Annotated in this window: 22 protein-coding genes; 11 read left to right on the top strand and 11 right to left on the bottom strand. The window is 31.9% G+C overall.

Annotated elements, in window-relative coordinates; translation table 11 throughout:
* Positions 1-19: 19 nt before the first annotated feature.
* Positions 20-1,225 carry a hypothetical protein gene (locus tag deia_RS02665; RefSeq protein WP_146820621.1) on the top strand — a complete coding sequence of 402 codons (1,206 nt, stop codon included), beginning with the start codon at positions 20-22 and terminating at the stop codon, positions 1,223-1,225.
* Between the two features lies 1 nt (position 1,226).
* Positions 1,227-1,919 (top strand): biotin--[acetyl-CoA-carboxylase] ligase, encoded by a 693-nt coding sequence (locus deia_RS02670; RefSeq protein WP_146820622.1) that lies wholly within the window; start codon positions 1,227-1,229, stop codon positions 1,917-1,919.
* On the opposite strand, the gene deia_RS02675 is transcribed toward deia_RS02670, so the two are convergent.
* Together deia_RS02675 and deia_RS02680 are read right to left on the bottom strand one after the other, a co-directional pair.
* A complete protein-coding gene (locus deia_RS02675) occupies positions 1,916-3,052 on the bottom strand; it encodes a hypothetical protein (protein WP_146820623.1) in 1,137 nt (378 codons plus the stop codon). The two genes, deia_RS02670 and deia_RS02675, sit on opposite strands and share 4 nt — an antisense overlap.
* A gap of 3 nt (positions 3,053-3,055) precedes the next feature.
* Positions 3,056-4,039, bottom strand: coding sequence for a zinc-binding dehydrogenase (locus tag deia_RS02680; protein ID WP_146820624.1), 984 nt, complete (start codon positions 4,037-4,039; stop codon positions 3,056-3,058).
* A 131-nt stretch (positions 4,040-4,170) separates the two neighbouring features.
* Here deia_RS02680 and deia_RS02685 point away from each other — a divergent pair, with 131 nt between their 5' ends.
* Entirely contained in the window at positions 4,171-5,175 is a 1,005-nt protein-coding gene (locus deia_RS02685) for a 4-(cytidine 5'-diphospho)-2-C-methyl-D-erythritol kinase (protein ID WP_146820625.1), read from the top strand.
* 71 nt (positions 5,176-5,246) lie between these two features.
* Here deia_RS02685 and rfbB read toward each other — a convergent pair whose 3' ends face one another.
* Complete coding sequence (gene rfbB, locus deia_RS02690; protein WP_146820626.1) at positions 5,247-6,236, bottom strand: dTDP-glucose 4,6-dehydratase; 990 nt, start codon at positions 6,234-6,236, stop codon at positions 5,247-5,249.
* 8 nt (positions 6,237-6,244) lie between these two features.
* The gene (gene dgt / locus deia_RS02695; protein WP_146820627.1) at positions 6,245-7,396 is read right to left on the bottom strand and encodes a dGTP triphosphohydrolase; all 1,152 of its coding nucleotides are present in this window, start codon (positions 7,394-7,396) and stop codon (positions 6,245-6,247) included.
* A gap of 69 nt (positions 7,397-7,465) precedes the next feature.
* Between dgt and deia_RS02700 the strand changes: the two genes are divergently transcribed.
* The 5 genes from deia_RS02700 (at position 7,466) to deia_RS02720 (ending at position 9,942) form a co-directional block, all read left to right on the top strand.
* Positions 7,466-7,819, top strand: coding sequence for a HesB/IscA family protein (locus tag deia_RS02700; RefSeq protein ID WP_146820628.1), 354 nt, complete (start codon positions 7,466-7,468; stop codon positions 7,817-7,819).
* Between the two features lie 3 nt (positions 7,820-7,822).
* On the top strand, positions 7,823-8,260 hold the full coding sequence (locus deia_RS02705; RefSeq protein ID WP_146820629.1) for a type II toxin-antitoxin system RatA family toxin: 438 nt from the start codon (positions 7,823-7,825) through the stop codon (positions 8,258-8,260).
* 66 nt (positions 8,261-8,326) lie between these two features.
* Complete coding sequence (locus deia_RS02710; protein ID WP_146820630.1) at positions 8,327-8,881, top strand: rhodanese-like domain-containing protein; 555 nt, start codon at positions 8,327-8,329, stop codon at positions 8,879-8,881.
* A gap of 6 nt (positions 8,882-8,887) precedes the next feature.
* A complete protein-coding gene (locus deia_RS02715; protein WP_146820631.1) occupies positions 8,888-9,658 on the top strand; it encodes a sulfite exporter TauE/SafE family protein in 771 nt (256 codons plus the stop codon).
* Positions 9,655-9,942 (top strand): ArsR/SmtB family transcription factor, encoded by a 288-nt coding sequence (locus deia_RS02720; RefSeq protein ID WP_146820632.1) that lies wholly within the window; start codon positions 9,655-9,657, stop codon positions 9,940-9,942. Before deia_RS02715 ends, deia_RS02720 begins: the two co-directional genes overlap by 4 nt.
* 131 nt (positions 9,943-10,073) lie before the next feature.
* Here deia_RS02720 and rplU read toward each other — a convergent pair whose 3' ends face one another.
* The gene (rplU, locus tag deia_RS02725) at positions 10,074-10,379 is read right to left on the bottom strand and encodes a 50S ribosomal protein L21 (protein ID WP_146820633.1); all 306 of its coding nucleotides are present in this window, start codon (positions 10,377-10,379) and stop codon (positions 10,074-10,076) included.
* A 128-nt stretch (positions 10,380-10,507) separates the two neighbouring features.
* Between rplU and deia_RS02730 the strand changes: the two genes are divergently transcribed.
* Positions 10,508-11,803, top strand: coding sequence for a type II secretion system protein (locus deia_RS02730; RefSeq protein ID WP_146820634.1), 1,296 nt, complete (start codon positions 10,508-10,510; stop codon positions 11,801-11,803).
* A gap of 27 nt (positions 11,804-11,830) precedes the next feature.
* Here the strand turns inward: deia_RS02730 and murA are convergent, their stop codons facing one another.
* A complete protein-coding gene (gene murA, locus deia_RS02735; RefSeq protein WP_146820635.1) occupies positions 11,831-13,111 on the bottom strand; it encodes a UDP-N-acetylglucosamine 1-carboxyvinyltransferase in 1,281 nt (426 codons plus the stop codon).
* A gap of 9 nt (positions 13,112-13,120) precedes the next feature.
* A complete protein-coding gene (locus tag deia_RS02740; RefSeq protein WP_146820636.1) occupies positions 13,121-13,765 on the bottom strand; it encodes a peptidylprolyl isomerase in 645 nt (214 codons plus the stop codon).
* Between the two features lie 37 nt (positions 13,766-13,802).
* On the opposite strand from deia_RS02740, the gene deia_RS02745 reads away from it, so the two are divergent.
* Entirely contained in the window at positions 13,803-14,582 is a 780-nt protein-coding gene (locus deia_RS02745) for a VirB8 family type IV secretion system protein (protein ID WP_146820637.1), read from the top strand.
* On the top strand, positions 14,566-14,898 hold the full coding sequence (locus tag deia_RS05800; RefSeq protein WP_161982824.1) for a hypothetical protein: 333 nt from the start codon (positions 14,566-14,568) through the stop codon (positions 14,896-14,898). The genes deia_RS02745 and deia_RS05800 overlap by 17 nt, the downstream gene beginning before the upstream one ends.
* 108 nt (positions 14,899-15,006) lie before the next feature.
* On the opposite strand, the gene deia_RS02750 is transcribed toward deia_RS05800, so the two are convergent.
* From deia_RS02750 to deia_RS02765, 4 genes are all read right to left on the bottom strand, one after another.
* Positions 15,007-16,560, bottom strand: coding sequence for a lysine--tRNA ligase (locus tag deia_RS02750; protein ID WP_146820638.1), 1,554 nt, complete (start codon positions 16,558-16,560; stop codon positions 15,007-15,009).
* Positions 16,561-16,650: 90 nt separating this feature from the next.
* Complete coding sequence (gene folK / locus deia_RS02755; protein ID WP_146820639.1) at positions 16,651-17,433, bottom strand: 2-amino-4-hydroxy-6-hydroxymethyldihydropteridine diphosphokinase; 783 nt, start codon at positions 17,431-17,433, stop codon at positions 16,651-16,653.
* Between the two features lie 9 nt (positions 17,434-17,442).
* Entirely contained in the window at positions 17,443-17,889 is a 447-nt protein-coding gene (locus deia_RS02760; protein ID WP_146820640.1) for a HesB/IscA family protein, read from the bottom strand.
* Positions 17,890-18,130: 241 nt separating this feature from the next.
* Positions 18,131-19,225 carry a DegT/DnrJ/EryC1/StrS family aminotransferase gene (locus deia_RS02765; protein WP_146820641.1) on the bottom strand — a complete coding sequence of 365 codons (1,095 nt, stop codon included), beginning with the start codon at positions 19,223-19,225 and terminating at the stop codon, positions 18,131-18,133.
* Between the last annotated feature and the right edge of the window lie 4 nt (positions 19,226-19,229).

Below are 19,229 nucleotides of genomic sequence, written 5' to 3' on the forward strand. Positions count from 1 at the left end.
AATAGATGTGTATAATTATATGAAAATTGCTAGTTGTGGCTTTATAAAAAACAAAAACCTTATAACTAAAGAAAGGGTGATTGATATACTACTAAATGATAAAAAATGGCAGGAAATAATAGATACAATAAACAATCAGGAATCTCTTAATCTTGTAACCAAGGCTGCAAATAATATATTGACATCTGGTGCACAAAATATCGTTATTGTTGGCATAGGTGGATCAATTCTTGCAGCAAGAGCTATATATGAATATGCGAAATATGAACTAAAGCTGGATCGTTCAATTCATTTTTTAGATAATTTAACCAGCAATTTTGACACAAATTCATTGCCAAAAGATGCCTTTTTCATTTTCATAAGCAAATCTGGCAAAACGATAGAAACATTAACTCAAATGTGCTATATAATAAATCATCTTAGTAAATCTTCTGTAAATATTTCAAAACATTGCCTCTTAATTACTCAAAATAACAATAGCGAAATGGGAAAAATTGCACATAAAAACAATATTTCAATACTTCCATGGAGCGCAGATATATCTGGAAGATTTTCATGTTTTTCAAATAATTCAAATTTAATTAGCATTTTATGTGGAATTAATATAAAAGATATTTTCTCAAATCTAACAAAGTATATAAATACATTAATAAATAACGAACAATTTATCGATAATATAAATCTATCACTCAATAGCGTTGAACAAAAATGCTCGTCAAATATTTTAATGACATACGATTCTAGATTGTCATTTTTTATAGATTGGTACATACAAATTTGGTCTGAAAGCCTTGGAAAAGAAAATATTGGAACTATGCCATCGGCTGCACTTGGACCAATCGATCAACACAGTAAATTGCAACTTTTTCTTGACGGACCAAAAGATAAAATATTTACAATTTTTGCAAATCACGCAAAGAAAAATGAGGTAAGTTTAGACTGGAATTTATTTGATGATTGCAATATAGATTATATTAAAAATAATTCAATTGACGAAATAATACATGCATCTTTTTATGGAACATATCAGTCAATGGTAATGAAAAACTTACCCGTTCGTATCGTAGAATACGATCCAAAAATATCATTTATATTTGAAATAATGGCATATAGCATGATTGAAACAATAATAGCATGTCATTTTTTTAATGTCAATCCATACAATCAACCAGCGGTTGAAAAATCAAAGGAAATATTATATAATGAATTAAACAAGAAGCTATAATATGGATATTATATTTCATGATGAAATTAATAGCACGCAAACGCTTGCAAAACAAATGCTACAAGACGGAAAAATTAGCAAAAATACATTAATATATACACAAAATCAAACATCTGGCTTTGGTAGAAAAAATAATGCTTGGCATCATAGCAAGGGAAATCTTGCAATGTCTTTTATTGTAAAAATTGATGAATTACCTTATCCGTATTCCATTATTTGTGGATATATTGTTGCAAATGTATTAGAAAAATATAACATCGATGTAAAAATCAAATGGCCAAACGATTTAATGTTAAACGATGGAAAACTTGGCGGAATAATAACAACAATTGAAAACTACGGCAATAATAAATATTGCATATTTGGTATAGGAATTAATCTTGTTGCAAACCCAGATATATCTGAATATAAAACGGTAAATATAAAAAATATATGTAAAAAAGAAATAAATTTCCAAGATCTTGCAAAGGAAATATCTGAAAATATTTACAACGCAATAAATCTTAATCAATTAAATAATATTATACAAAATATTAACAATATAGCATATAAAATAGGTGAAAAATGTGAATATATGAATAATATATATACATTTTTAAAAATTGCAACAAATGGAAATGCAATATTAATAGATAAACTTGACAAAGAAGTAATTGTTGCAGAAACTCAAAATAGTATTAATTTTAATATTTAATTTGACGACGATCTTTTTGCAGATTCAGCAATTCTTTTTAAATCTATTCTATTTTTTTCCTGATCTGTTTTAACAGCATTAAATAAAATCATTGGTTGCTTTACATCCATGATGCCTATATCAAATATCAAATAATCCTGCTTATTAGATAAAAATGTAAGTTTATGTTTAACTTTTTTATCTTCTTTTAGCCAATCTTTATTAAGCATTACCGATATTTTATCGCCAGCTCTAAGCCTCATCATAATATGCTCAAGACCGTATGGTATATAACCCTCGCCTATATTAATTGTGTGTTCAAATTCTGGAACAAAAACACTGCCATCAAGATTTGTAACCCTTATTCTTGCCTGTATTGATGAATTACAAACAACATTTTCACCAAAACCTCTTGCAATGTAAAATATTCTTGGCTCAAAGTCGCCAATTTGAAAAGATTTATCTATTTCATTAAAAATAATAGAATACGAAACAAGCTCACTATTTATCTTAGGCTTTAAATTTTCTATTTCCTGTGATGGTTTGTTTAGAAAAAATAGCTCACTAATAGGAATAATTGCGTCATATTGAAATTTCGTTGTCATCTTATGCATGGCTTTTTCAAGACCAAGCGGCAAAGTAAAATCTCCTAATTTAAAATCAATATCCGATTTGAAAAAACTCTCACCTTTTCCATTAAAAGCCTCAATGTTTGCGTTAATATTTGCGCCACACAATGGTATAAATCGACCATTTTTTAAAAAATCTTGAGTTGGTTTATCCTCCCTCTTTACAACAATAATAGTACCACCTGATTCATTGCTTAATTTTGTATTTACATGAACAGGCATGTTGTCTATACCAATTGCTTTTATAACTTTCGTAATTGTTAATACAGTCTCCTTGCCTTCTTTGATAGCATTTTGCACTTTTGATAAAACGCTTTCTGTATTAACATTTTTTTCAATTGATTTAAAAAGTGTATTTACTATTACAGCATTTAAAACAAAGTATATAACGCACAAAGTAACAACAAGTCTTAAATGCAAGAATTTATAAAGTTTTATCAATATTGCCGTAATTTTTATACCAATATCGGATTTTGCAAAGACTTTAATATTTACAAAAATTTTCCTTAATATCTCTTTAATCATATTCTAACTAACACTTGCAACAACACAACCAGTAATTCTTTTTGCCTCTATATCAGCGTGAGCATTTGGAATTGCACTAAAATTATAACGACTAATATTTGTCAATATTGCACCTTTTTTAAAAGCATCAAACAGCTCATGAGCCGATAAAACAAGCTCATTTCTGTTACTTTTATAAAGCTCAAATCTTGGCCTTGTAAAAAATAATGACTTTGCATCCAGTATATTTGGCTCAAATGATGTAATATTTCCAGAAGCATTACCAAATGAAATATACGTTCCAAAAACATGCAAACTTTTTATGCAAAAATTAAAAGTATCCTTTCCTATTGCATCATATACGGAATTAACACCAAATTTATCAGTAAATTGCTCAACTTTATCAAGAGCTTCTTGTTCATTTTTATAGTTTACAACAATATCACATCCAGCAGACATTGCGGAATCTTTTTTAGAATCACTGCCAACAACACCAATGACTTTTATACCAGAATATTTTGCCCACCTTGCTATAATTTGCCCAACTCCACTTCCAGCTCCAGTTACCATTATAATATGATTTTTTCTGGGAATATGAGTTCGAAACAACATAGTATGTGCCGCCAATCCTTTTCTAAGAATTGCACATGCAGACTCATCAGATATTTCATCTGGAATTCCAACACAATAATTTGCATTCAAAACTCTCATTTGACAATATGCACCAAGATTTGCAAAGGCATATCCAACTCTTTGTCCAACTTTAAATTTAGTCACACTACTACCAACTTTTACTATCGTTCCAACCCCTTCAAGTCCAATAACAGGATTTTTCTCATCATTTTTTAATTCACTAAGCCCCCTACGAACCAATATATCGTCAAAATTAACCCCTACATATGTATGTTTAACGCATACATCATCTTTACCCATAGTTTTTGGTTGATCTATTTCTTTTTCAACTAAATTAGTCGGATCGCCTGCTTTTTTTAAGATTATTCCACGCATAAAATAACTATTAAATATGAATTCATACTAGATGAAAAAACTAAAAAAATATAAATCAAGTAAAAATAAAGATATTTCTTGAAAATTATTTTTTTACATATTCAAGTCATTGAAAGTGATACTTATTTTATATGTTTTTAAACATAAACTCATACGCGAAACTTAATCTATTCTTAAGTATTTACGGTCTTACCGAAGATAAAACACGGCATAATATATCTTCTTTAATGACATATGTAGATATATGCGATAAAATATCCATTACAACCAAAAGATATGGCGATGGAGTAAGTATCAATTTTGGCGGAATATTTGCTCATAAAATATCTCAATACACTGGAAATTCAGTTGAAAATAATACAATAATAAAAACTTTAAAACTAATTTCAGATGAGTATGACCTATCTATCGATCTTGATATTTATCTTGAAAAGAATATTCCAGTTGCATCTGGCATGGGCGGTGGGTCTTCTAACGCAGCAGCAATGATAAAATTTTGCGATAAATTTTATGGACTTGAAATGACGCAAGATGAGAAAATAAATATTGCAAGAGAAATTGGTGCAGATGTTTCATTCTTTTTACAAAACTCGTCAGCAGTTTGCTCTGGCATAGGGGATGTTGTAAATCCAATATATTTTGATGATGCAATATGTAAAAAAAGCGTATTGGTAATTGATTTAATGGAAAAGGTTTCAACTGCAAAAATATATTCTTCATATGACCAATTAAATCTTTCACAACAGGATGAAGAGATAATGAATAAAAATAATAATTTAATAGCATTAAGTTTGGTTAATCTTTCAAAGTTAAATAAAATTGCAGATATGGAGCAATTAATAAGGCTTAATAAAATGACGAACAACCTTATCCAAAGTGATAAAATATTATATAAAACAAAGAATGCAATTGCAAAAATTGCAGAAAATTCATCTGATGGTTTAATAAAATTTGACATAACGGGTGCTGGCTCTGCTGCTTATTTAATATACGAAAATCCACTTTTTGCTAGAAGAGCACTAACAAATGCACAAACTATGTTCCCTGGTATTTTTGCAAAAATAACAACAATAATGCCAGATTTGCATGATAGTGCAAATTTACAAAAATGCGGAGTATATCAAAATTGCGCGTAAAGAAGTTAGCAATAATGACTAAATTCCCCATTGACACATTACCTAGCTTTTTATTTAAAATAAAAGATTTGCTAAACTAGCATTGAAACTATTTTGTCAATTGCAAGCTTGAAATCTGTGACACTATGTTTAAAACCAAGCTCTTTTTTTGCCTTTTCTGATGAGACTGAATATCTTATATCATGCCCTGCTCTATCCTTAACAAATGTTATTAAATCTTCATATTTTCCTTGTTTTCTTGGGAAGATTTCGTTCATGGCTTTACAAATTGCCTGCACCACTTCAAGAGTATTTTTTTCACAATCACCGCCAAAGCAATAGGTTTCGCCAATTTTACCCTTTTCCATGGCAAGTAATACTCCAGCACAGTGATCATCAACCCATATCCAGTCACGAACGGCGGTTCCATTTCCATAAACAGGAATTTTTTGCTCATTTTTACACGCCATAATTGTTTTTGGGATCAGCTTTTCTATATGCTGACGAGGTCCGTAGTTATTTGAGCAATTTGTTGTAACGCATGGAAGCCCGTATGTATGCACAAAGCTTCGAACTATGTGGTCAGATGCCGCTTTTGACGCAGAATATGGTGAATTTGGCGCATAAGGCGTGTTTTCATCGAATTTTTTCCCATCGCCAAGCTGCAAAGTTCCATAAACTTCATCCGTTGAAACATGCAAAAAGCGAAAATTGCTTTTGTCTAAGAGGCTTTCAAAATATTGCCTGCACGCAAGAAGTAAGTTAAATGTTCCAGTGACATTGGTGTCAATAAAAATTCTTGGATTTGAAATCGAATTATCAACATGGCTTTCAGCTGCGAAATTAAAAACTCTGTCTATATTATTTTCAGATAAAAACTTTAAAACGAGCTCTTTATCGCCTATATCACCTTTTACAAAAGTGATTTTGTCTTTAATTTCCAATAGATTTTCAAGATTTGCGGCGTAAGTTAGTGCGTCAAGGACGACAATGTTACTATCTGGATATTTTGCAAGATACATGTGGGCGAAATTACTCCCAATAAAACCAGCAGCACCTGTGATTAAAGCGTTTTTTGACATAAAACAAATTAAATAATAGACTTTTTTGATGTAAACTTTTTTGACAAATCAACGGCGAAAGTGTCGGTCATTCCTGCGATATAGTCGCAAATTATACCGGCTTTTGCACCATCGTTTTGTTCTTTACTGTATTCGCTGTGCCAAAGAGTAGGCATTAAATCTGGCTTTTTGTCAATTGTTTCAAAGATTTTTGTAATTACAGACTTCGCCTTGCTTCGTGATTTTGCAACTTTTTTATTGTGATATAGATTTGCATAAAGAAATTTCCTGATTTTTGCGATATTTTCTGACATTTCTGGTGAAAAATCAACAATCTGAACTCCGCATGTAAAAGCGTCGCTATATGATTTTATGCTGTATTTATCGATGTTTTTTAAAGTCTGCTCTATAACATCTTTTTTCATTGCGGCAATGCTTTTTGATTTTGCATCTTTTGCCATTATTCCATATTCCAAAAATGAATATTTATCACGAACTTCAAGCATAAAATCGCCAAAAACCGGCAATTTAAAGACATCATCAAGAGTCAAAATATCTGCACGAATTCCATCTTCAATATCATGATTATTATATGCTATATCGTCGGAAATTGCGGCAATTTGCGCTTCAAGGCTTGAATGACAAGAAAGGTCAATCTTTAAACCATCCAGCAAATTTTTGTTGTAATCTATTATATATTCGCATGGTTTTAGCAGTGGGCCGTTGTGTTTTAAAATGCCATCTAAAACCGCCCAAGAAAGATTTAAACCTGCGTAATTATGCGATATATTCTCAAGTTTTGTAACGATTTTAAACGAAAATGTATTGTGTTTATAGTCACGGCCAAAATTTTGCATTAAATTATCCAAAACATCCTCGCCAACATGACCAAATGGCGGGTGCCCAAGATCATGAGAAAGCGCAACAACTTCGGCAAGATCTGCGTCAACATTTAGGTTTGATGCTATGCGTTTTGCAATTTCTGCAACTTCAAGGCTGTGCGTCAGGCGTTTTCGATAGTGATCGCCGTGATAAGATGGGAAAACTTGAGTTTTTGCTTCAAGGCGTTTAAAAGCATTACTTGAAATAACCCGCATTCTATCTTCGCAAAATGCTTCATTTGAGGAAATATCTTCATCAAAAAGGCGTTTTTTATTTCCATCAAATTTTAAAAAACTCATATTTTTTGCTTGCAAAATAATTTTTAGGTTATATACAATGTTATATTTTAAATATCAAATTATTTTTTTATGGCGGAAAATGCTGAAAAATTTGGGCTTACAGAAAGCGCGAAGAAGAGAATTTTACACCTTCAGGAAATGGAAAAAAACTCAAGCGGAATGGAAAATCCTATACTGCGAATAATGGTTTACTCTGGCGGTTGCGCAGGTTTTAAATATCACCTTGAAATGACAAATCAGGTTGAAGAAGGCGATGTTGTAATTGCATCAGATGGCGTAAATCTTGCCGTGCTAGACATTGACACACTTGAAATGTTAAATGGTGGAACACTTGATTTTGTCGATGAAATCAGCGGAAGTTATTTTAGAATCAAGAACCCAAATGCAAAACAATCTTGCGGATGCGGTAATTCCTTTGCGTAAAATATGCTGAAAATTTCTCAGCAAAAAAGGATAAATGCAGATCTTTTGCTTGTGAAATCTGTTATTTTAGATGTCGAAAAATACAATGAGTTTTTGCCTTGGTGCGATGTTAAGGTTGTAAATAAAGGTAATTTTCTGACAAAAACTGATGTTGCAATTGACCTTTCGCTATTTAAATATCGATTTAGCTGTGAAATACAAGAAAATGATAACGAAATTAAGATGCGTGGGAAAAAATTTATGCAATTTGAGTTTTTTGGTGTGTGGAAATTAAAGGAAATCGATGGCATCTGCGAGGTTTCTTTTGAAATAGAAATAGACTTTACACTTTCCTTAATAGAAGAGAAGGTTCGAGATGTTGCAAATGCAAAAATTCATGAAATAATGTCAAGATTTGAAGAAAGAATCAATACCAAAAAAGAAATAAATTCTCAAAGATAAAAATATTACAATTAATATTGACAATTATATATTATATATTACTAATATATACCTTATTTACAAAATATGAAACAAATTCAGTCTCACGAGTTAAATGATTTAATAAAAAATAACGAAGTTGTCATTGTTGATGTTAGAGAGCCATTTGAGCATAAATCTTGCCATATAAAAGACTCAATTTTAATTCCATCTTCATGCTTTGATGAAGCTAAAATTCCAAATATCAGCGATAAAAAAATAGTTATTCATTGTAAAAGCGGCAGAAGAGCTTCTTTAATTATCGATAAAATGAAAAATAAAAACTGCTTTAATCTTGAAGGCGGAATAGATGCTTGGATTGCACAAGGCTTTGATGTTGAAAAGTCGTCAAAAAAATGCCTACCACTTGATAGACAAGTGCAATTAACGATTGGTATAATATTAATAGCGTCTTTTTTCCTGACATATTTTATAAATATTAATTTTGTATTTATCGCTTTATTAATAGGCTGCGGCTTAAGTTTTGCAGGGCTTACTGGTTACTGCGGGCTTGCAATGGTTTTGGCAAAAGCCCCATGGAATAAGGTTTATGCAGATAAAAATATCAAATCTTGCAAGATTACATCTCATTGTTGCAACTAAAGATATATGATTATATCTTGGATTTTATTTCTAATAATAGGCGTAAGCTTTGGATTAATTGGTGCAGGTGGATCAATACTTAGTGTACCGGTTTTGATTTACATTCTTGGGTTAAATACACAGCTTGCAATGTCGTATTCATTTTATATCGTTGGATTTACTGCTTGTTTTGGATTTTTAAGCTATCGCAAACAGGGTTTAATTAATTTTAAAGACGCAATTGTTTTTGCAATTCCATCAATTATCGGCGTTAGCATATCACGATGTTTAATAATTTCATCAATTCCAAGCGAAATTTTTACTATAAAAAAAGATATTTTTTTAATTGTACTTTTTGCAATACTAATGATTTCCAGTGCAATTTCAATGTTGTTAAAAAAAGATTTAAAACCTACAAATCAAAGCAAAAGCAATATTAAAACCATTATCTCTGGTTTTTTTGTGGGTTTAATTGTTGGAATACTTGGTGCAGGTGGTGGATTTTTAATAATTCCTGCGTTATATAATTTTCTTAAAATTGATATTAAAAAATCAATCGGAACATCACTTTTTATTATAACACTAAACTGCCTTATTGCTATATTTGCCGATTTAATTCAAGGAAAATACATACAGTTTTCAATTTTAATGCCAATATTAATATCTTCAATTTGCGGCACTATACTTGGAGTGAAATTTTGCACAAAAATTGACAGTAAGAAAATTAAGTTCATTTTTTCAATCTTGACAATTATCGTTGCGATGTTTATGTTATTTAAAGAATTAATAAAAATATGAATCAGCAAGAGTTATCAATAAAAATTGCACAAATATTAAAAAATATTGCAAATTCGATAAGGTTGCAATGTCTATGTCTTTTGCTTGATGGCAAAAAAAATGTTTCCGAGCTGCTTGAAAAAATAGATATATCGCAATCTGCACTTTCCCAGCATTTGATTTTATTGAAAAATAAGGGAATTTTGAAAGATGAGAAGGTTGGCAAGTTTATTTATTATTCAATTTTAGATGAACAAACAGTTGAAATTTTAGGGTTTTTGAAAAAAATCTGTAGCAAAGATTAATGTTTTGTCAAGAAATTTTATTTATGGAGCAAAGAACAAAATTGGAATTAACAAAATATTCCTATTTATAAAATTTTAATAGCAATAACTCACTCTAGATTACAAATTAACGCTTGTAAATTATATCAAAATTAAGCTATCTCTTTAATTAAAACTTTTGTATGAGAAGCCTTAAAGCCGTTCTTTCTCTCGTAATTTTTTCTCCTTCTTTTTTTGAAAATTGTTACCTTTTCACCTTTAAAATGCTCTAAAATCTGTAAAGATACCTTTTTTTTATCTGAGCCAATTTTATATGCTTTATCGTCACCAATAAGAAGAATATCCTCTTTTTTAACTTCAACAATAGAACCAACTTCACCATCCAGCCTGTCTAAAACTAGAGTGCATCCAAGGTCACCACGATATTGCTTACCACAAAGCTGTAAAATTGCGAACATAAGTAAAAAATTTAATCACTTAAACTAAGCAGATTGACATTAATTTTAAAAGTCAAGTGAAAAATATTTTCTTGAAAATAATATTTTACATTAGTAACAAAACTCACTTAAAGATATTTTTTAACATAGTGAAACGTAAAAAAGCCTTTACAATGATAGAACTTGCCATAGTTATATTTATAAGTGGAATGTTAATGGCTGGATTAATGAGTATTTTAAATTCAGTTAGCGCGATAACTAAAGCAAGGGCAAATAAAGATAAGGTTGCAATAATTGAGAATGCAATTGCAACTTTTTTTCGCAAATATGATAGATTACCCTGCCCCGCAGATCCTACTCTTGGCTATACGGATGCAAAATATGGAGTTGAACAATTGAATTCAGATGGAATATGCGATTATACATTAAATTACAATGGAACACAGGTAGATTCTGGATTTAAAAATCATCTTGTTGTTTCCGTGAGAAATAAAACTTCTGTTACGCATGGAAGTAACAAAATTGTTTTTGGCACAATACCTTTTAAAACCCTTGAAATAGGGGAAAATAACATGTTTGATGATTACAATAATAAATTTACATATGTAGTTCCACAAGGATATGCAACAAATAGAAAAATAACAACAAATGTAATATATAAAGCAATTTCAGGATGGACAAGAGTTGCAATGCCAGCTAGAATGCACAGAGCTGATTCAACAATTAATTGTGCAGCAGACATTAACCTTACTACATCTGGAGTTTCAACTAATGACAATCTTTGCCTTGAAAGAGTTGCATCACAATGCACATCTGGAACGAACGCAAATCCATTAATTACAACAGCTCTTGTTGGAAGTGGTTTTTATAAAGACACAGATGGAAATATTTTATCTGGAGATGCAATATTTACATCCTGCAAAGTTTTTGTAAATGACTACCTTGGAAATGCATTAAATAAAGAAAATATTGGATACATATTAATAACCCATGGTCAAAATGGCTTTGGAGCATGGAATAAAGGTGGAACTTTAAATCAATATCCAACATCGGTCAAAGAGCAATACAATACATTTCAATACTATCATGGAAGATGGCCAAGTCATAATATGCTTGGATCTAGTGCTGTAATGCAATTTGTATCCGATAATCTAAAACCAGATTTTGATGATGGTGTTTATTTTTATACCATGGACTCAATACTATCATCTGTTGCAAGAGGTGATAAGATATTTTGTCATCAGTCAACAGTTACTGTAGATATTCCAAGCGGTGCACCAACTGATGTAAATGGATTTATGTGGCAGACTACAATGAATCAAACCAATGCACCATCAATTTACAAGATTTCAAACCCAAAAAATCCTGTTTCAATATCAACCGCAACATCTGCAACATTAACATGTGCCCAGGGTGGAATTTGGATGAATCCAGTTACGCAATAGAAAAAGATTTTTATTAATATATATAAATTATTCAGTAATTTTCCTAATCTTCGCCCCACATGCCTCAAGTTTTGCAGGAAGGAAGTCGTAACCCCTGTCTATGTGATAAACTCTGCTTATTTCGGTTGTTCCTTTTGCAACAAGGCCGGCGATAACAAGGCACGCCGAAGCGCGCAAGTCAGTTGCCATAACCTTCGTTCCAAACAGGGATTTTACACCGTTGACATACGCTGTATTTCCGTCGATTTTTATGTCTGCACCCATGCGATTTAGCTCCGGAACATGCATCATTCTGTTTTCAAAAATATCTTCAGATATAATGCTTTTTCCTTCAGTGACGGCGCAAAGTGCCATTAGTTGCGCTTGGCAATCGGTTGGAAAGCCCGGTATTACATCTGTTTTGACGTTAACTGGGGTTAATTTTTCACCTTTTTTCACCGTTTTGATTACTCCGTCTTTTTCAAAAACCTCAATTCCCATGTCAGATAATGGCTTTATCGTGCCTAAAAAATCACCCATCGATGCACCAACTATATCAACATTAAAGCCAGTTGCAGCCGAGATAATTGAATATGTAAAAGTCTGTATTCTGTCCGATGGAACGCAGTATTTTGCGCCGTGCAGTTTTGCAACGCCTGTAATTTTTAAAGTATGCGTTCCAACTCCGTCAATTTTTGCACCCATTTTAATCAAAATATCGCATAAATAAAGGATTTCTGGCTCTATAGCGGCATTTTCAATTATCGTTTCCCCTTTTGCCAAAACCGCTGCCATTAGTGCATTTTCTGTGCCGCCGACTGTGATTTTTGGAAATTCTATACGCCCGCCGACAAGTCCGCCTTTTGGAGCGCGTGCTTTGATATAGCCATTTTCAAGAGTGATCTCTGCACCGAATTTTTCCATTGCCATTATATGTAAATCAACCGGTCTTGACCCAATCGTACAGCCACCCGGAAGTGAAATTTCCGTGTATCCAAACCGTGAAAGCATTGGTCCAAGAAGTAGTATAGATGCACGCATTTTGCTGACAAATTCATAAGCCGCGATATTTTTTATGTCGCCTTTAAACGATAGAGATAGCGCCAAAGAGGCATCTTCTGTGCTGTTTTTAAGGGATATTGTGGCACCAACATCTGCAAACATAGCAAGCATGGAAACCACATCTTGAACATGCGGAAGATTTGTAAATTCCAAGACTTCATCTGTCAAAATTGCAGCTGGCAACACGGTTAAGCTTGTGTTTTTTGAGCCAAAAATTCTAACATTTCCAGAAAGTTGATTTCCGCCTTCTATGACGTATTTAAACATAAAAATATCCTATTTATTTGCCTTTGCCTTAGCCACTTCTTCGTCTATCGCAACTCTCATTGATATAATTTTAGTTGGATTTGAAACCATTCCGTTCATGCTTTCAGGGCCTTGTTTAATTTTGTCAACACACTCCATACCTTCAATAACCATGCCGAATATCGAGTACTGACCGTCTAAAAATGGTGAATCTTGAGTGACTATAAAAAATTGTGAATCCGCGCCGTTGACATCCATAGGGCGAGCCATAGATACAGCCCCGCGAATGTGCTTCATTTTTGAAAATTCTGCGTTGATTTTTTTACCACTTCCATAATTTGGGTTACCATTTTTTCCACCAGCTTGCGCCATAAAACCCTTTATAACTCTATGAAATTCCACTCCATCATAAAATTTATCACGCGCGAGTTGTTTTATTCTTTTTACATGATTTGGCGCGACATCGGGCAGTAATTTTATCATAATCTTACAGTTTTTATCGCTATCTACGCTTAAATAAAGAACATTTTCAAGTTCCTCTTGAATTCTTGGTTTTGCAATCACATTTCCATAAAACAAACTTTGTAACACCGATATAGTTGATAAAAAAGCAAAAACTACAACATAAAAAGTAGCTCTTGGTTTAACGTTTTTTAAAAATTTTTCTATTTTCATATTTTTATCTTGACAAAAAAATATAACAACTTATACAATGACAAAAATTAAAGTCAAGTTATTTCACATGAAGACAAATTCTGTTGACACAAAAATGAAAAGTTGGTATCAAGATAGATATGTTGTCGCAAGTGTTCAGAGGAATATTTTACTCCTTTTGACATTGTTGTTGTCTATAGGCATCTTTATCTCATTAATTTTGGTCAAATATATATATGAGAATAAATCTGTAGAGCCATATTTAATAAATGTTGATAAAAAAACTGGTTCTGCAACGATTGTTGAATCTGAAAGTGTAAGATCTTTTACAGCTTCAGAAGTTGTTCGTGAATCATTTGTTGTAAAATACATAAGAGCCAGAGAGGGATATAAAAAAGAAACAGATTCAGACGATAGAAATTTAGTTAGAGTTCTAAGCTCCAAGGATGCTTATAGTTACTACACAACAATGGAAAATAAACAGTCAACATCTGATTTCCTAGATAGTGAAAAATTTAGAAACCCAAGTATTCAGATAGGAATTAGGTCAATCGCATTTACATCGCCAAGAAGTGCTGATTTAAAAATTGTAAAAAGAATTATAATTGACGGCGCGCAGGTTAGAAAGAAATTCTTTAGAATTAGATTAACTTTTGACTTTTTTGATCTTGATTTGCCACTTGAAGATAGATATCTAAATCCATTTGGTTTTCAGATTTTAGGATACGATTCATCGGAAGAAAAAGTTGCGGATGGATATGATCCAGAGGCTGAAGATTTAAAAAACAAAACGGCAAATTCAAATAAAAATAGTCAACAAAATGTTCAACAAAAATGAAATAAAAACAAAAAAATATAATATATTTGCAAAAAATATATCACATTTTGCCAATAACATCATTTTTACAACATCAAGTTATTTAGGGTTTCCAAAAAATTTTATACAACATTGGAACAATGCAATTGGTAGCAATTCTCAATTCATAAAACCGGTAAAAATGTCATTAAATACTAAAAAAAATGAATATATTTTACATGTATTAATCAATGACTTGGCATTTTGGAGTACTTGGAAAATGATGGAGTCTAGCGTAGTGTCTAAAATTGAAGAAATATTAAATAAAAAGTGTACAATAAAAGTTGACAAAATATAATAACTTTTCTCTAAAAAAGTTGTTTTACTTAGAAATAAGACATTATTCCAAAACATGAAGTAAATCTGGCTCGATTTGATACACTTGTTAATAGTATTTTTTCTAAAATTATAAAATATTATCTATTAAATTTACAGTTTTTTCAAGACCAAAAAGCGATACAAAAGAGCCAAATCTTGGACCTTGATCAAGCCCGAGCAGAGTTTGATAAAGCATTTTAAAGAACTCACGCGCCTCAATTTGTAAATCTTTTGCACTTTGGTATGTTGCATTTTGAAAGCTTTCTGCACTATGCTCACTACATGCAATAAGAGCATTTTTAAGATGCAATAAGGCTTTTTTATCATCCTTGGTCGGCACTTTGTAATTTTTAGTTGGTTTTACAAAATCATTATAATAATTTATAGCGCAAATCACCATTTTATCAAGGAATTTATGCTTTCCCTTTACCAAATTGCTATCATATTTTGCAATAAAACCCCAGACAATATCGTCATTTTCAGGGCTACACGCGGCAGTTAGATTTAAAAGCAGTGCAAAAGATAAATCAAATTCATGTTTTGGAACATCGCCGCTGTGTATAAAAAACGCCGGATTATTTACCTTTTCCTCATCACTTTGACGATGATAACTTGATGCAAAACTTAAGTACTCATCGACAGATTTTGGAATTACATCAAAATATAATTTCTTTGCCGTGCGCGGTTTTTGATACATATAATACGCAAGAGACTCGGTTGGCGCGTATTTTAGCCAGTCCTCAACAGAGATTCCATTGCCTTTTGTTTTTGAAATTTTCTTACCCTCGCTATCTAAAAATAACTCGTAAAAATACGTCACAGGCGGCTCTTTTTTAAGCGCCCTGCATATATTTTTATAAACCTCTTCGTTTGGCAAATGGTCTTTTCCGTAAATTTCGTAGTCAACATCAAGTGCAGCCCAACGCATTCCAAAATCAGGTTTCCACTGTAATTTACACCCACCGCCTGTAAATTTCTGCGTTTTTTCCTCACCATTTTCACACTTGTATGTTATAGTTTGACTTTTCGCATCAACTTTTATCACACCTTCAGCCAAAACCTTTCCACTGTCACTATCAAGCGGCATAAAAGGGCTGTAAGTTTCACGCCTTTCATCACCCAAAGTCGGCAGCATTATAGCCATTATAGCCTCATAATTTTCAGCCGCTTTTGTCAAATATTCATCAAATTTCCCACTTTTATAACACTCAGTTGCAGATAAAAATTCGTATTTAAAGCCAAAAGAATCAAGAAAAGCACGAAGCCGCGCATTCATATTATGTCCATAGCTTTCATGAGTTTCAAACGGATCTGGAACTTTAGTCAGCGGAAGTCCAATATATTGCTTTAATTTTTCAGGATTTGGAACATTATCTGGAATTTTACGCATGCCGTCCATGTCATCTGATACACAAAAAATTCTAGTTGGAATCTGTGGTGCAAGCTGTGAAAAAGCAAACATAACCATCTGGGTTCTTACAACTTCTCCAAAAGTTCCGATATGCGGAAGACCAGATGGCCCATACCCGGTTTCAAACAAAACATAGCCCTTTTCTGGCGTTTTCCAATTTATTTTATCAAGTATACGAAGCGCCTCTTGAATTGCCCAAGAACTTGATTTTTTCAGCGTTTCTATATCCATAAAAATATCGTTTTTTAAAACGAAAACACAAAAAAAATATTTGTCAACAACATTGTAAGTATATAAAATGCAGTTTTGATAAAAACAATGTTATTTTAAAACATAAATTAAATCCGGCTCAATCTCGCGCGCGGGGGTAAGCATAAAGTCGCGAAAATAGCATTGTGCATGGGGGATTTGAAGGTTTTTACTTGAAATTATTTTGCCGTCAAAATACAAAATATCTATATCAATTTCGCGCGGTGAGAATTTTATTCTATCTTTTTTACGCCCTATTTCCTGCTCTATTTCCTGCGTGATTTGCAAGATTTCATCGCATTTTTTTGCGCAAAATCCACTTACTGCACAGTTTAGAAAGTCAATATTCCAAGTTGCAGGGCTGCCCTCTGGCATCCAAGCTGGATATTCTATCAGGCTTGAGATTTTTGGCATTTTAAGCTGTAATTTTTCACAAAGCAGTTTGTATGCAAGATTTATATTTTTTTCTCTATCTCCAAGATTTGATCCAAGGCAAAAAATCACCTTCACGCCTTGTGTTTTTTCAATTTCAATCGAAACAGATTTAGCATTTTGCATAACATTTTCCTTAGTTATTTTCACAAAAATTTGCGTTATTTGCTCAAATTTTTCAAGGATTTTATCTGCAATTGCGCCTGCCAAGGCTTCTATTATATCAAATTGATTTGATTTTGCGATGTCTAAAATGACATTTTCAATCTTAACATAGTCTATAACATCCGATAAAACCTTAGGATTTTGCGTATTGTATATTATTTTACAGTCTATTTTCACGCCTTGAATATCAGATTTTTCCCAAGGATAATGGCATTTTAGATTTGCATTTAGGCAAATGTCATTAATTTCTATTATCATAACAAGATTTTACACATAAAACGAAGATCCACAGCCACATTTTCCTTTTTCATTTGGATTTATAAAGACAAAGCCCTCTTTAAACTGTTCGACTTGGTAGTCCATAGTCATTCCGATTACAAAAAGCGATGCTTTTATATCGATAAAAATGCGTTTTCCATCGCTTGTCACTAGCATTTCGTCTGCGTCGGTTAAGTTTATTCCATAGTCTGCAAATTCTATTTTATACGCCATACCGCTACAGCCTTTTGAGCGAATGCTGACTTTAATTCCAGATGATGGTTTTTTGCGCTTTTCAAGTATTTCTGAAATGCGTTTTAGAGCCTCATCGGTGACAGTGAAATAGTTTACGATTTTGTTTTTAAATTCAAGTGGAACCTGAACTTCTGGGGTCTCTATATCTGCGACAAAGCCTGTATCTTTTAAATCACAAAGTCCAAAATCATTATTTTTCATGCAATTACAACTGAAAATAATTAATCGTTTTAAATCAAAACAGATAAAAGTCAAGATAATATATTTTTTATTTGCGTTTATATGCTTAAAGCATACTATCTTAATAATTATACTTCATTATCTCCCTTTTATCAATTGTTTTTGAAATTTTTACGTTTTAAGATAGTCACCTATATTTTATAAAAACATAAACAGATTTTATAAGATTTGTTACAAAACTTCCTAACGAAATAAAAAATCTTCAATATTCATTTAATATTTTTATTACATACTCAACTTCCTCATCCTTCATAACAGATGAAATTGGGATAGATAGAATTTCGTTATGAATATAATCACATTCAAAATTTAAATGATTAAATTCTTTATAACATTCTTGTTTGTAAGCTGGCAATGGATAATGAATCAATGTTTGAATTCCACTTTCTTCAAGATGCTTTTGCAATTTATCACGATTTTTCGCACGAACAACAAACAGATGCCAAACACTATCATGCAGATTTTTGTCGTTCAATTTAGGTAAAATAATTTGATCATTTTTAATACTGTCGCAATAAAATTTTGCAATTTGTTGCCTTCTTTGATTTTCTTGGTTTAAATATTTAAGTTTTACACGTAAAATTGCTGCTTGCAGTTCATCAAGTCTTGCATTGTAACCAATATCTTCATTATAATACTTTCTTTGCGAGCCATAATTTCTAAGAGTCTTCAATTGTTTAGCCAAATTTTCATCATTTGTTGTTATGCAGCCGCCATCTCCAATTGCCCCTAAGTTTTTTCCAGGGTAAAAACTAAATCCATTTGCAATACCAAAAGATCCAGCTTTTTTGCCATTTTCGTCCATCGCACCATGAGCTTGAGCACAGTCTTCAATTATAAAAAGTCCATATTTATTTGCTATTTTTATAATTTCATCCATTTCACAAAGTTTGCCATACAAATGAACTGGCATTATAGCTTTTGTATTTTTTGTAATTGCAGATTCAATTTTTTTTATATCAATATTATAAGTATTTATATCACATTCTACAAATACAGGTTTTGCGCCAATATGAGACACAGACAAAGCTGATGCTATATATGTATTTGATGGAACAATAACTTCATCATCTTGACCAATATCTAGAGCTTTTAAACTCAATGATAATGCATTTAGTCCGTTATCAACACCAATTGCATATTTCGTTCCACAAAACTGTGCAAATTCTTGTTCAAATTTTTCAACTTCTTGACCAAGTATATAATGACCTGAACTCAATACTGTTTGCATTGCTTCAAAAATTTCTTCTTTGTATTGAAGGTTGATTTGTTGTAGGTGAAGAAAGGGGATCTGCATATAA

It is taken from the genome of Candidatus Deianiraea vastatrix, assembly GCF_007993655.1.
GTDB classification, from domain to species: domain Bacteria; phylum Pseudomonadota; class Alphaproteobacteria; order Rickettsiales; family Deianiraeaceae; genus Deianiraea; species Deianiraea vastatrix.

Bases quoted from the DNA above. Each gene is read 5' to 3' on its own strand.
- deia_RS02665 (WP_146820621.1), top strand. From the start codon at position 20: ATGAAAATTGCTAGTTGTGGCTTTATAAAAAACAAAAACCTTATAACT.
- deia_RS02670 (WP_146820622.1), top strand. From the start codon at position 1,227: ATGGATATTATATTTCATGATGAAATTAATAGCACGCAAACGCTTGCA.
- deia_RS02675 (WP_146820623.1), bottom strand. From the start codon at position 3,052: ATGATTAAAGAGATATTAAGGAAAATTTTTGTAAATATTAAAGTCTTT.
- deia_RS02680 (WP_146820624.1), bottom strand. From the start codon at position 4,039: ATGCGTGGAATAATCTTAAAAAAAGCAGGCGATCCGACTAATTTAGTT.
- deia_RS02685 (WP_146820625.1), top strand. From the start codon at position 4,171: ATGTTTTTAAACATAAACTCATACGCGAAACTTAATCTATTCTTAAGT.
- rfbB (WP_146820626.1), bottom strand. From the start codon at position 6,236: ATGTCAAAAAACGCTTTAATCACAGGTGCTGCTGGTTTTATTGGGAGT.
- dgt (WP_146820627.1), bottom strand. From the start codon at position 7,396: ATGAGTTTTTTAAAATTTGATGGAAATAAAAAACGCCTTTTTGATGAA.
- deia_RS02700 (WP_146820628.1), top strand. From the start codon at position 7,466: ATGGCGGAAAATGCTGAAAAATTTGGGCTTACAGAAAGCGCGAAGAAG.
- deia_RS02705 (WP_146820629.1), top strand. From the start codon at position 7,823: ATGCTGAAAATTTCTCAGCAAAAAAGGATAAATGCAGATCTTTTGCTT.
- deia_RS02710 (WP_146820630.1), top strand. From the start codon at position 8,327: ATGAAACAAATTCAGTCTCACGAGTTAAATGATTTAATAAAAAATAAC.
- deia_RS02715 (WP_146820631.1), top strand. From the start codon at position 8,888: ATGATTATATCTTGGATTTTATTTCTAATAATAGGCGTAAGCTTTGGA.
- deia_RS02720 (WP_146820632.1), top strand. From the start codon at position 9,655: ATGAATCAGCAAGAGTTATCAATAAAAATTGCACAAATATTAAAAAAT.
- rplU (WP_146820633.1), bottom strand. From the start codon at position 10,379: ATGTTCGCAATTTTACAGCTTTGTGGTAAGCAATATCGTGGTGACCTT.
- murA (WP_146820635.1), bottom strand. From the start codon at position 13,111: ATGTTTAAATACGTCATAGAAGGCGGAAATCAACTTTCTGGAAATGTT.
- deia_RS02740 (WP_146820636.1), bottom strand. From the start codon at position 13,765: ATGAAAATAGAAAAATTTTTAAAAAACGTTAAACCAAGAGCTACTTTT.
- deia_RS02745 (WP_146820637.1), top strand. From the start codon at position 13,803: ATGACAAAAATTAAAGTCAAGTTATTTCACATGAAGACAAATTCTGTT.
- deia_RS05800 (WP_161982824.1), top strand. From the start codon at position 14,566: ATGTTCAACAAAAATGAAATAAAAACAAAAAAATATAATATATTTGCA.
- deia_RS02750 (WP_146820638.1), bottom strand. From the start codon at position 16,560: ATGGATATAGAAACGCTGAAAAAATCAAGTTCTTGGGCAATTCAAGAG.
- folK (WP_146820639.1), bottom strand. From the start codon at position 17,433: ATGATAATAGAAATTAATGACATTTGCCTAAATGCAAATCTAAAATGC.
- deia_RS02760 (WP_146820640.1), bottom strand. From the start codon at position 17,889: ATGAAAAATAATGATTTTGGACTTTGTGATTTAAAAGATACAGGCTTT.
- deia_RS02765 (WP_146820641.1), bottom strand. From the start codon at position 19,225: ATGCAGATCCCCTTTCTTCACCTACAACAAATCAACCTTCAATACAAA.